At 52.6% G+C, this 12,642-nt stretch carries 12 protein-coding genes; 11 read left to right on the top strand and 1 reads right to left on the bottom strand.

Annotated elements, in window-relative coordinates:
* The first annotated feature begins 2 nt into the window (after positions 1 to 2).
* The 8 genes from dapG to ACFSB2_RS08030 all read left to right on the top strand — a co-directional run bounded on the left by dapG (position 3) and on the right by ACFSB2_RS08030 (position 8,908).
* Complete coding sequence (gene dapG, locus ACFSB2_RS08065) at positions 3 to 1,214, top strand: aspartate kinase (protein WP_377942508.1); 1,212 nt, start codon at positions 3 to 5, stop codon at positions 1,212 to 1,214.
* Positions 1,215 to 1,232: 18 nt separating this feature from the next.
* Positions 1,233 to 2,111 (top strand): 4-hydroxy-tetrahydrodipicolinate synthase, encoded by an 879-nt coding sequence (gene dapA / locus ACFSB2_RS08060; protein ID WP_377942507.1) that lies wholly within the window; start codon positions 1,233 to 1,235, stop codon positions 2,109 to 2,111.
* A gap of 574 nt (positions 2,112 to 2,685) precedes the next feature.
* Complete coding sequence (locus ACFSB2_RS08055) at positions 2,686 to 4,344, top strand: ribonuclease J (protein WP_377942506.1); 1,659 nt, start codon at positions 2,686 to 2,688, stop codon at positions 4,342 to 4,344.
* Between the two features lie 189 nt (positions 4,345 to 4,533).
* Positions 4,534 to 5,271, top strand: coding sequence for a ClpP family protease (locus tag ACFSB2_RS08050; protein WP_377942616.1), 738 nt, complete (start codon positions 4,534 to 4,536; stop codon positions 5,269 to 5,271).
* Positions 5,271 to 5,492 carry a YlzJ-like family protein gene (locus tag ACFSB2_RS08045; protein ID WP_377942505.1) on the top strand — a complete coding sequence of 74 codons (222 nt, stop codon included), beginning with the start codon at positions 5,271 to 5,273 and terminating at the stop codon, positions 5,490 to 5,492. Before ACFSB2_RS08050 ends, ACFSB2_RS08045 begins: the two co-directional genes overlap by 1 nt.
* A 124-nt stretch (positions 5,493 to 5,616) precedes the next feature.
* The gene (locus ACFSB2_RS08040; RefSeq protein WP_377942504.1) at positions 5,617 to 5,757 is read left to right on the top strand and encodes a hypothetical protein; all 141 of its coding nucleotides are present in this window, start codon (positions 5,617 to 5,619) and stop codon (positions 5,755 to 5,757) included.
* A gap of 3 nt (positions 5,758 to 5,760) precedes the next feature.
* Positions 5,761 to 8,199: an FtsK/SpoIIIE family DNA translocase gene (locus ACFSB2_RS08035; RefSeq protein WP_377942503.1), complete on the top strand. Its 2,439-nt coding sequence runs from the start codon at positions 5,761 to 5,763 to the stop codon at positions 8,197 to 8,199.
* Positions 8,200 to 8,323: 124 nt separating this feature from the next.
* The gene (locus tag ACFSB2_RS08030; RefSeq protein ID WP_377942502.1) at positions 8,324 to 8,908 is read left to right on the top strand and encodes a hypothetical protein; all 585 of its coding nucleotides are present in this window, start codon (positions 8,324 to 8,326) and stop codon (positions 8,906 to 8,908) included.
* A 13-nt stretch (positions 8,909 to 8,921) separates the two neighbouring features.
* On the opposite strand, the gene ACFSB2_RS08025 is transcribed toward ACFSB2_RS08030, so the two are convergent.
* A complete protein-coding gene (locus tag ACFSB2_RS08025; protein ID WP_377942501.1) occupies positions 8,922 to 9,344 on the bottom strand; it encodes a hypothetical protein in 423 nt (140 codons plus the stop codon).
* Positions 9,345 to 9,649: 305 nt separating this feature from the next.
* On the opposite strand from ACFSB2_RS08025, the gene ACFSB2_RS08020 reads away from it, so the two are divergent.
* The 3 genes from ACFSB2_RS08020 to ACFSB2_RS08010 are packed head-to-tail and all read left to right on the top strand — an operon-like array spanning position 9,650 to position 12,530.
* The gene (locus ACFSB2_RS08020; protein ID WP_377942500.1) at positions 9,650 to 10,684 is read left to right on the top strand and encodes a hypothetical protein; all 1,035 of its coding nucleotides are present in this window, start codon (positions 9,650 to 9,652) and stop codon (positions 10,682 to 10,684) included.
* A gap of 18 nt (positions 10,685 to 10,702) precedes the next feature.
* Positions 10,703 to 11,500 (top strand): DUF3388 domain-containing protein, encoded by a 798-nt coding sequence (locus ACFSB2_RS08015; protein ID WP_377942499.1) that lies wholly within the window; start codon positions 10,703 to 10,705, stop codon positions 11,498 to 11,500.
* 25 nt (positions 11,501 to 11,525) lie between these two features.
* A complete protein-coding gene (locus tag ACFSB2_RS08010) occupies positions 11,526 to 12,530 on the top strand; it encodes a helix-turn-helix domain-containing protein (RefSeq protein ID WP_377942498.1) in 1,005 nt (334 codons plus the stop codon).
* The last annotated feature ends 112 nt before the right edge of the window (positions 12,531 to 12,642 follow it).

Genomic DNA, 12,642 nt, shown 5'->3' with positions numbered 1-12,642 from the left:
GCATGAGAATTGTGGTGCAAAAATTCGGCGGTACGTCGGTTGCGACGCCAGAATCGCGCTTGGCGGCCGCTTCGCATATCGAACGTGCGCGAAGTGACGGTTACAGTGTTGTGGTCGTCGTCTCGGCGATGGGACGGCGCGGAGATCCTTATGCCACAGACAGTTTGTTGTCGTTGCTCGATGGAACCGATGGGGTGGCAAAGCGAGAAGCGGATTTGCTGATGGCCTGCGGGGAGACGATTTCTGCGGTTGTTTTTGCAGGTGTGTTGCGCAGCCGCGGCCATGCGGTCACCGTGCTGACTGGTGCACAAGCAGGGATTGTGACCAACGGTGAATTTGGCAATGCGCGCATTGTCGACATCCGGCCGGATCATATCCTCGCAAAGCTGAATGAGGGGCAGATTGTGGTTGTCACTGGCTTTCAAGGGGCAGACGAAACGGGCGAGTTGACGACGCTGGGGCGCGGCGGCAGCGATACCACCGCCACAGCTTTAGGTGTGGCGCTGTCTGCGGAAGTTGTGGATATTTTCACCGATGTGTCTGGCATTATGACTGCGGATCCGCGCATCGTAAAAGAGGCACGTCAATTGGAACAGGTCACATACAACGAAATTTGCAATTTGGCCTATCAAGGCGCAAAAGTGATTCATCCCAGAGCGGTGGAAATTGCGATGCAGCGCAACATCCCGATTCGCGTGCGAAGCACGCATTCAGAGGATCTGGGAACATTGGTGACCCAATCGGCCCACCAGTTAGAGCATGGCGCGCTTGTCAACCAAAATGCGTGGGGCATCGCGCACACGGCGAATGTGGCGCAGATTCGCGTGGAAGGCGAGGGTGTGGGAACTTCGTCTATTTTTGCGCTGATGGCCGAGCGCGGCATTTCTGTAGATTTAATTTCGGTGACGCCGCAGCAAGTTGCCTTCACGGTCGCCGATGAAGTGGCGGATGTCGCCATCCGGCTGTTGGATGAATTGGGGTATCAGCCACAGCTCCGGCGCAATTGCGCAAAGGTGTCTGTCGTCGGAGCAGGCATGACAGGGGTTCCCGGCGTGATGGCACGCATTGTCACTGCGCTTGCGCAAGAGAAAATTGAAATTTTACAGTCAGCTGATTCCCATACCACCATTTGGGTATTGGTTGATGGTTCGCATATGGTCGCGGCCGTGCGCGCGTTGCACCGTTCGTTTTGTCTCGCGGCTGCGATGGTGTGACAGAAAGGATGAGACGGTATGGATTTTGGCAGTTTGATCACGGCGATGGTGACTCCGTTCAATCAGGCTGAACAAGTTGATGAACTCGCGCTTTCGCGATTGATTGACCACCTGATAAGAACGGGGACCACAGCCATTTTAGCTTGCGGTACGACAGGCGAGTCGCCGACGCTGACGCACGATGAGAAATTGCAGCTTTTTGAGGCGACGCTGCGCGCCGTGGACGGCCGCGTGCCTGTTCTTGTGGGCACAGGGAGCAACGTGACCAAGCAGTCAATTGAACTGTCGCGCGAGGCGGTTGCGCTTGGCGTAGACGGCTTGCTCTTGGTGGCGCCTTATTACAACAAACCATCACAAGAAGGTCTGTATGCCCACTTCGCATCCATTGCTGATGCGATTGATTTGCCAGTGATGATTTACAATGTGCCTGGGCGCACAAGCGTGAATATTGAGACAGACACCATTCTTCGCTTGGCGCAAATTCCGAACGTGTTTGCTGTGAAAGAAGCGAGTGGCATATTCACGCAGATCGCGCATATTGCTGCAGAAAAACCGGATGATTTCCTGCTTTACAGCGGTGACGATAAATTTACACTGCCGATGTTGAGCCTAGGCGCAGCAGGCGTTGTCAGTGTGGCGAGCCACGTGGTGGGTTCAGAAATGCGCCAAATGATGGATTTGTTCTGGCACGGGGAGACCGAGGAAGCGGCAATTTGGAGCGCGCGCCTATTGCCGATGTTTGAAGGCCTGTTTGCGACTTCCAGTCCGGCGCCTGTCAAAGCTGCGCTCTCGCTTATCGGGCAACCCGTCGGCAGCGTTCGCCAGCCGTTGTTGCCAGTTTCCGGTGCGCTGGAAGCACACTTACAGGAATTGTTGCATCGACTCGGCAAAATTTGATTGTCTGTTCAATCACTTGGTTCATCATCGCAATGGACGCGGCCCTGAAGAGGGCCGTGGCGATGTTCCAAGGCACCCCAAGGAAAAGAACGTGTGGTAATGGCCGGAAACGCGCGTTTCTCCGTCATCTCGCTTCCGTTATATCACCTGATCACCGTGATGGCGATGCCTGAAGTCATCGCATAATGCCATAAAACGCGTATCCATCACAGGATCTTTATGGCGCGTCAAGTCCATGACGCCACTTTTTCAGCATCCTCCATGCGAAAACAAACATTTTTTACATAATGTGAATGATCACGTTGGTTGTGCGCCGTCATAATCCGGGTTATAATACTCAACATAGTGACTGGCGCGGCTTTCTAAAAGAGCGAATCATCACTCAGATCGATGGATGAACGGACTGATCTGTGTGACCGATTGAGCGATATTTTCATCGGCGTACGGACAGAACTGTGCGAACTTGAGGAAATCTTTTTGATCGCATGTGGTGAGCTGTGTAGCGTACACAGCCCTGTTAACTTGTGCACAATTTTTATTTGTGTTCTCGATTTTTGATTGCGGAGGTGCAAAATTGGCTAAAGGAAAAGCACGACTCTCCATCGTTCCACTTGGTGGGGTTGGCGAGATCGGAAAAAATATGACTTTGTATTGGTACGGGAACGACATGGTTGTCGTTGACGCCGGCTTGAAGTTCCCAGAAGAGGATATGCTGGGCATTGATATAGTCATTCCAGATATCACATTTTTGGTGGAAAATCGCGATAAGATCCGCGGGATTTTCTTGACCCACGGACACGAGGATCACATCGGTGGCTTGCCATATATCTTGCGGGACTTGAATGTTCCCGTTTATGGGACGGGCCTCACATTGGGACTTGTAGAAAATAAACTGCGTGAGCATGGGCTGTTGGATACGGCGAAATTGCATCGCGTCGACGGCAATTCTTTGATCAATGCGGGTGTCTTCCAGATTTCTTTGTTTTATGTCAATCACAGTATCCCGGATACTGCAGGTTTTGCCATTGACACACCTGAAGGCGTCGTCATTCATACAGGCGACTTTAAGTTTGATCCAACACCGGTCGATGGTCGGCACGCCGAGGTGCACAAACTGGCTGCTTTTGGCGCTCGCGGTGTTTTGGCGCTCGTAGGGGACAGCACGAATGCGGAACGCCCTGGCTATACGCCCTCGGAGCAAACCGTCGGTGTAAAAATAAACGAGATCATCGCGAACGCGCCTGGACGCGTCATCATGTCGACATTTGCTTCTAATATTCATCGACTGCAATTGATGATTCAGGCGGCCGAGCGCCATGGTCGAAAAGTGGCCGTAGTGGGTCGCAGCATGGTCAATAACATTCAGACGAGTGTCCAATTGGGATATCTTGAAATTCAACCCGACACGATGGTGGACGTGGATGATATCAACAAGATGGATCCGGAAAAACTGGTGATTTTATCGACTGGCAGTCAAGGCGAACCAATGTCCGCTTTAACGCGGATGGCTCGCGCAGCGCACCGGAAGATTGAAATTCTGCCGGGGGATACCGTTGTTTTTGCCAGTTCGCCCATTCCGGGAAACGAAAAGTATATCGCGCGCACGATTGATCAACTGTTTCGCGTAGGGGCAAACGTCATTTATCGCGGTGTGCACGCTTCTGGTCACGGCAGCCAGGAGGATTTGAAGTGGATGCTTTCGCTGGTTCGGCCGAAGTACTTTTTGCCGGTTCACGGCGAGTTTCGCATGCAGCGCACACATGCCGACTTGGCGATTGATGTCGGTGTCGAAGCGGAAAACATTTTCATCACCGATTTGGGCGATGTGGTCGAATTCGAAAATGGACGCGCTCGGCTCGGGGGCAAGGTGCCCGCAGGTACCGTGATGATCGATGGACTTGGCGTCGGCGATGTCGGCAACATTGTCCTGCGTGATCGGAAACTGCTGTCTCAAGACGGCATTCTCGTGGTGGTTGTCACGTTGTCGAAAGCGACAGGGCAAGTATTGTCTGGACCAGATATCATTTCGCGCGGGTTCGTCTATGTGCGGGAGTCAGAGGCGTTGCTCGAAGAGGCGAACAGGTTGGTGGAAAATACACTGGCTCGTCTGGTCTCCGATAACATCAGCGAATGGTCCTCATTGAAGACCGCCGTTCGCGATGCGCTTGGACGTTATCTGTTTGAACAGACCCGTCGCCGTCCGATGATATTGCCCATCATCATGGAGGCATAAGTTTGACAAAGTGAAAAAGGGGCCATCCAGCAGACCGCGTCGCCAGTCTGTTGGATGGCCTTTTTTGTCGTTCGCGTATCCCATTTCTGCATCTGATTTCCTCTCGACGTTCATACTAAGGGGCGAAGAGAGGAGTGGATGAGGGTGAAACCAAACGGAGGTTTACCAATCGAGCATGTTCTGCAGCAAATGCGGCGCTTGTCCACAAACATGTCCGAGGCGCAAGAAACACCAGATGAACATACAACGGAAAATATCGAAGCGCTTGGCGCAACAGCTCCGGCGACGATGCCGGAAAGCAATATTTACTGTTTAACCATCATTGGTCAAATCGAAGGACATATGGTGTTGCCGCCGCAGAACAAAACGACCAAGTATGAGCACATCATTCCTCAATTGGTTGCAGTTGAAGAGAGTGAAAAAGTAAAAGGCCTCTTGTTGGTCTTAAATACGGTGGGCGGTGATGTCGAGGCTGGACTTGCCATCGCAGAGTTGGTTGCATCAATCAGCAAGCCAACGGTCTCTCTGGTGTTGGGCGGCGGCCACTCCATTGGCGTACCTATTGCAGTCAGCTCCGACTATACGTATATCGCCGAATCCGCGAGCATGACCATTCACCCGATTCGGCTCAATGGGCTTGTGATTGGTGTTCCGCAGTCATTTGAGTACCTGGAGAAAATGCAGGAACGTGTCACGCGCTTTGTCATTGAGCACTCCAACATCACAGAGGAAAAGTTTCGTGATTTGATGTTGAACACGGGGCAGATGGCCAAGGATATTGGCACAACCGTCGTCGGACAGGATGCAGTAAAATACGGCTTGGTGGATGAAGTGGGCGGTTTGGGGCAGGCGATGCGCAAACTTCAGGAGATGATGGCGGCAGAAGCAGAAGACGCCACACAAGCGGCTACGGGGATGATGCAGTAATGCATTGGACCATTTTATCCGAGCATGAAGTATTTGCGAACGCGACGCCTACAGATGCAGAGCACAACGCCATCGAAGAAGTGATGGTTGGCCAAGCGCGGCTCATCCTTGCGCGCGCCGCTGACGGCACTGCGACCATCACGCGCCTCATCAGTCCACACGCGAGGGATTACCTGCGCGAGGATTGGCAACCAGGGATGCCTTACCGTGGAGACGTGTGATGATCCATCAGATTGAATCATGACGAGGGGGACTTTTTCACATGTTCCTGCGGGTAGGGGTCGCTCGGGAAGCGTAGTGGTGGAGATATCACCTTGAAGCGGGGCCGCTTTAAGCGGCCTTTTGATGATTGATGATGGGATTTTAGGAAACATCGTTGAACGTGTCTCTATTTTCCCCACCAGTATCAACGATACAAGGGCAAGAGCAGGAAAAGCGGCATGCAGCCACGAAACAGTCAGCAATGAAATGAAGGCTGGTGGGTAAAGCGTGGCACGAAAACAACAGCAAAAAAATATCCTCAAATATGAAGTCACAGGCCTTGCCATGTTGACGGCAAGCGCGCTCGCATTGGGTCGCTTGGGCCTAGTTGGTCAAATCTTTGCGGTAGCAAGTATTTACCTGGCTGGCAGCTGGTATTTTTTGATCCCGATTCTCGTGGGCTACGCCGCCCTATACATGATGATTCGCCGCACAAGATTTCCATGGGACAGCCGACATGTTGGCCTGTTGATCATTTTACTGTGTTTTCTCGCTTTCATGGAAATGGACTTTTACGGAAAAACATATGAAAGTATTCCCCTCTATAAAGCGCAATTTAACGCGCTGTCTGATTTGCGTCAATATATTTTTCAGCCAACTGGCAGTGCGCCGCCGCGGGCCGGCGGCGGGTTTTTGGGATATGGCGTCTTTGCCATTCTGCACGCATTGTTCAACACGCCTGGAACAAGCGAAGTGGGGCCGCGTTTGGTCATCACGGCAGGTTGTTTGATTGGCATTGCGCTGGCTTTGCAGACGTCGCTGGTCAATCTGGTCAAACGCGGCACAGGTTGGACCGAAGGTCTGATGGGGAGCCTGTGGCAGTCTGTCCGCAGCCATGTGAATGTGTTGTTTCGATCCGATAGGGATACTGATGATCAGGTTGAGCAGATTCCGCCGGGAAAATCCCGCCGCAAGAAACCGGAGCTCATTGTAGATGGAGAAGTGTATGAAGACGACGACGCTGTACAAGGGTCAAAGGCCGTTCGGCCGCAGGCTAAATTTGAGGCGCCGGTCATCCATGATTTCACGCATCGAGCTGGCCCATTGCGCGAAGAAACCACTGACGCCGCAGGAACGGCAACTGCTGAACCGCCGCTTGAGCAAATGGGCAATCAATTGGTGATGCGGTTTCCGGATGCGCCGCTGAAAAAGCCGACCACCCCACCGCAGCGAGAACATGCGCCAGAAGGGGATTACGAGGTAGGCACAATTGTGCATGACGAGAATTTTCGCCTGCCGCCCATCTCGCTTTTCACGCTGCCGCCAAACAGCGGCAAGAATTTTTCACAGCGCGGCGCGCAGGCCAATGCGCAAAAACTGGAGTCAACCCTGCAATCGTTTGGTGTGCAAGCGCGCGTTTTGGAGATCAGCCGCGGTCCCACCGTCACACGCTATGAATTGCAGCCTGCGGCAGGTGTGAAAGTTTCGCGGATTGTAGGATTGACGGATGATATCGCACTCGCCTTGGCTGCGCGCGACATTCGTATGGAGGCGCCCGTTCCAGGCAAATCGGTGATTGGCATTGAGGTGCCAAACGAGGAAGTGGCCATAGTCTCGCTGCGCGAAGTGCTTGCTTCGCCGGAGTTTCAAAAGACGAATGCTCATTTGGCGCTCGCTTTGGGCCGCGACATATCAGGTGCGCCGATTGTCGGCGATTTGCAGAAGATGCCTCACTTGCTGGTCGCAGGCGCCACAGGCGCGGGGAAAAGTGTGTGTATCAACGGGATCGTCGCTTCCATCATGATGCGTCACAAGCCACACGAAGTGAAATTGATGATGATTGACCCGAAGATGGTGGAGCTCAGTGTCTACAATGGCATTCCACATTTGCTTGCGCCTGTAGTCACAGATTCGCGCAAGGCCGCCTTTGCACTAAAAAAAGTCGTGCAGGAGATGGAGAACCGTTATCAATTGATGGCAGAACGGGGCGCGCGCGATATTGGGCGATATAATCAGTTGCTGCGGGACGAAGGACTGGAGCCGTTGCCGTTCATCGTCGTGATCGTCGATGAGTTGGCCGATTTGATGATGGTTGCGCCTGGTGATGTCGAGGATGCAATCTGTCGGATTGCCCAAATGGCCCGCGCGGCCGGGATTCACCTGATTGTGGCCACACAAAGGCCGTCCGTCGATGTCATCACGGGGCTCATCAAAGCGAACATCCCGAGCCGTATCGCTTTTGCTGTGTCATCCATGCACGACTCGCGGACCATTTTGGATGGGCCTGGCGCGGAAAAACTCTTGGGCCGCGGTGATATGCTCTACATGCCCGTTGGCGCATCGAAGGCTGTGCGTGTACAGGGGGCATTTGTCTCGGAAGGAGAAATAGAGCGGTTGGTCAAGTTCGTCAAGGAGCAGCAACACGCGGTCTACACCGTTGATTTGAACCATGGCGGCGAAGAAGAGACAACCGAGGACAGCGCCGGGGCGGACTTGGACGCACTGTTTGCCGATGCAGTAGATCTGGTTGTCGATTTGGGCCAGGCATCGGCATCGATGTTGCAACGGCGGTTTCGCATTGGCTACTCGCGCGCCTCGCGCATTGTGGATCAAATGGAGCAAAGCGGAATTGTCGGCCCCTTTGAGGGCAGCAAGCCGCGCGAAGTGATGATTTCAAAAGAGCAGTGGTTGCAGGCAAAATCATCATTCGTTCGCACACAGGAGTGATACAAGCCCTTCGTTGTCCATATACCTTGTAGTGGACATGTGAAAATCCATTCACCAGATTGGATGCCGAGAAGACTTTTTCACATGTCCCAACGTATTTGACTCGACGAGGAGATGGACAAGCATGGGGCGGACAGCGTTCAAAGGGCGCTTGTGGCAAGCGTATTTGGTTGTAGGGGCGTTATGCCTTGGCGTCTTTGTGTATGTGGACGGCAAGGTTTTTCCACAGGTAGATTCCCACTCTGCAGTGGCAAATGCGACATCCGGATCAGCAGCCCAGCATCAAAAACCGGATACGGCGCCATCCAACCAGATGATAAACACTTTGACGAAAAAGCTGGCTGATGTCGACGGTTTGTTTGACATGGTGGTTCTGCCAGACGGTGCTGGGGATGGGCAATTTACGGTATCGGCTATGGTTGATTTAGACACAGGAGAATCGGATGGTCAGAGCGTAAACCAGCAGGTGAATGCCGCGGTCGACGCGTATTACCAAGATATTTACACCAGCCAGCAACCGGTTAGCCAGGCTGAACTCACATTTATGCAGGATGGCAACATAGTTGGTCAGGCCGGATTGGGGAAAAACGCGTATGAGAAACTGGCCGCCACGACGACAGCGGGGAATATCGCAACAGCGCTCATGCACGGAACGCAAGTGGCGGGTGACAGCGCGAACGCCGCTTGGCTGGAAGTGGAGAATTCGTGACGGGCGGCGCTTGTCAGCCGCGCCGCCGCGGTGTTGCCCCAATGAGGTAGAGCTGCGATATGGCGATGTGATCACGGCGAAATGCCCGCATCAGTGCGCGTACAATCGGCTCGTGACCTGTGCGCAGCAACGTATCGACGATGCTTTTCAAAGTGAATCCTTCATCCAAGCAGTTTTCCACTTCTGGGTTGTCATCTAGACAATAGAGCCATCGTTCGTCGTACTGGCTTCCTCTGCGTTCCTTATATGCCGCGGCGTACAGTTGGTAAATATTAAACGATGCATGCAACTGCTCCAGATAGGACTCCAATTGGTACAGCGCTTTTGCAACCGATAAATGCTCTCCCTGAAAGTTGGCCAAATCACTCACCCTCTCCATTTCATTATGTTGCGCAAAAGGCGCAAAGGCAAGAGGAAGTTCAATGAGATAAAGCACATATCTAGGCCTCCTGAGCCAACTGCATCGTGAAAATGTCGGCATGGTAGATGTGCATACAGAGGGGTGGCTGTATTTTCATGATGGAATACGTAAAGTTGCATAAAGCATTTTGTGCGTGACTGATATACAATGGCAGGTGAATGAAAGACAATGTGGGTATACTTGAATATTCGAGCCAAGACCAGAAACACCTTCGTACAACGCCATCTGCGATGCCTTAAATGACTGGTCGTTTCATATGCTGCTGGTACGGAGGGCATCACATATGGCGGTCTAGGTGTTTGATAGGAGTTACAACTAACATGAAAGTCAGCAAGCCATACATAGCAAGTTCTTGTATCATCTTGACCGCCCTGATGGTATCTGGGTGTGGTGCGCCAGATCTGGCAGCGATGAAACCACACGTGACCAAGTCTGCCGGCGCGGTTATCTTGGTGGACAACCCCAATTTTGTCGCACCGAAAGATCTCCAATCCAATCAAGGCAAACAGTTGACGAGTGTCGAGACCATTCAAGCGACGACGGCGTCGTTTGCGTCAAACGTGACCTCTGCGCTAAAAAACCGGCATGTCAGCCTATGTTTGATTGCTGCTGACAATGCGAATCCACTCACAGCTGAGATTCAAAAACTTGCATCAGCGCACCCAAATGTACATTTCGAAGTGGTGAGCAATCAGACGTTGACCTCGCTGCAAAGTTCAGAGATTGGTTCCATTGTGCAAGATGAAGATGCGGTCGCTTTTGCCATTGGCTCCCTCGCTGGTACATGGGCCACGACTGAGGTGCAGGCCCTACAACTGACGAAACAACCGATTTTTGGTTATGTTCAAGGGAATGTGTCAAAAGACGCGCAAAAGGCGTTTTTTGCGGGACTGTTCACTGAAGATCCGAACGCTGATATCGAGCCGATGACGCCGCTAAATGGGACAACGGCCAATGTCACGCCAATTTATCCGACAGTGACCGCCATCGCTGCGGCTGGACAATTGAATGCGAGTTTGTTGCAGACCGTGCAGGAAACCGCTCCGGTCATCTTTGACGTGGATGATGCTTCAGACGTTCCCAATGCTGCCGTCAAGCCAGGACATCTTGGGTCGTCGCACTTACAAAACGTCTTATCTGAATTTGCGACAGGACAATGGCAGGCGCGTGCAGAAAGTGTGGTTGACCAGAATTCCGTTTTATTGGACACAGGACAGTTGCCAAGTCAGGTGATGAGCGCTTGGCATACCCTGCAACCATCACTGGCACAGGCTCCGGCGCAGTGGCAAGCCGCTTTTCAAAATCTGCCGGCGGCTACGAGACAAATGTTGCAAACGAAGTTTGGCATTGTCTGAAAAAGGAGATGTTGAATAGTGTCCAACACCGAACAAGTGCAGGGCCAAGCGCAGTACTATTTTCAATATCACATCCGTCGAGACAGGCCGGGACTTCTCGGGGATATCGCTTCTCTCTTGGGCATGCTCGGCTTTAATATTCTGCAGTTGGCAGGGGTTTCCGAGCACAGCAGGGGATTTCTCATACAGACGGATCGACCTGATAGTTTGAATGTGCTGCAGACGATGTTGTCTTCGATGGATGATATAGAGGTGACAGCGCTGCGGCAACCGTCGCTGCGGGATAGGTTGGCCATCCGTCACGGCCGCTACATCGAGCGAAGTGATGCGCAAACCCGCACATATCGCTTCGTGCGGGACGAATTAGGGGTGCTTGTCGATTTCCTTGGCGAATTGCTGAAGCAACCGGGACGTCAGGTCATTGGTGTGCGGGGACAGCCTCGGGTGGGGAAAACGGAATCGATTGTCGCCGCAAGTGTATATGCCAACAAAAGGTGGCTGTTTGTATCTTCGACACTGCTGAGACAGACCATCATGCGCGAATTGCCATCGAATGATTTTTTATCCGACCGTTTCGTGTATATTATTGATGGGGCGGTTTCAGCGCTGCGGGGGGACGAAGAACACCTGCAGTGTGTTGAAGAAATCTTGCGTATGCCTGCTCCAATTGTCATTGAGCATCCAGACATTTTTGTGAGTAGATCTCGGTTTCGTTGGGATTTATTTGACTTGATTATCGAACTGCGGCGGGAAACGCATGAAGATATACGCTATGACGTATTTGAACAGGAAGCATCCGCTTGGTCCAATGAGTGAACCACATAGTGAAGGAGGGTAATCGTTGCGAGAACTAGGCCGCATTCTGCGTACGAAGAGAGAAGCAATTGGCTATGATTTAGATGAAATTGAGGAAAAGACGAAAATCCGCAAACGATATTTGATTGCCCTTGAGGAAGGTGACTGGAGCAGTCTGCCTGGCCGCGTGTACGCACGAGGCTTTGTCCGCAGTTATGCGGATGTGCTAGGGCTTGATGGTTTCGATTTGCTGCAGAAGTATGTCGATGGGCGCGATTTGGACGAGCCAGACAAACATGAGCAAGCACCGGTTGAGACACCTGTCAGGCGCCAGCCAGCGGCAACACCACCACCTCCGAAAGCCAATGTTGAGGAAGAAGCGCGTACAAGTCCACAAAAACCGACAGCGGAGATCGCGGAACGAGACAAATCATCGTCTGCGCAACCCAAAAAGAGGACGCCGCAGTATCGGGAGACAAAAGAGCGGATGCGCGTTGGTGGCGCGGTTGGTCAGGTGCTGATTATTGTTGCCGCCTTGGTGGTGGTCGGCGGCGGATATGTGGTTTTGCACCGTCATATGGATGGGGGGAAACCCACGCAGGCTGCCACCTCCGGCAATCAAACGGGGCAAAATAACACGACTGCGCCCGCGAACACGACGCAGAACAAACCGACGAACCAAACGGGCAACCATACGACAAAGCATACAACCACGACAAAGAAACCGCCGAAGCAGCCTGTCACCATTACGGCACAGCCATTTACGGGCGGCGCGCATCCATATCTGGTTGGGAATGTCCAGAAGTTGCATGTTGTTGTGCAAGTGACGTCTGGTCAATGTTGGATGGCGGTTACAGGCGATGGCGGAAAAGTTTTGAATGGCAACGACATTGTGAACCCAGGGCAGTCACAGACGTTCGACGCGAACCAGACCATCGAGTTTAATCTTGGGCATGTCCAAGGTGTAACCATCACGGTCAATGGCAAGCCACTGACATTGCCAGATACCAATACACCTGTCACAATTCAAATTCAGAGACAAAGTTCATAAGACCGCCATGCGTCGTTCCGCACCGGCAACGTGATGAAGATGCCAGTCAATCGAGGCAGCGCGGATGGGGTGGCACGAAGGTGCCGACTTTATTTTTACGGTAGAAGGACGT

Source organism: Alicyclobacillus fodiniaquatilis (genome assembly GCF_042678105.1).
GTDB lineage: Bacteria > Bacillota > Bacilli > Alicyclobacillales > Alicyclobacillaceae > Alicyclobacillus > Alicyclobacillus fodiniaquatilis.
This window is presented reverse-complemented; position numbering and strand designations above follow the sequence as displayed.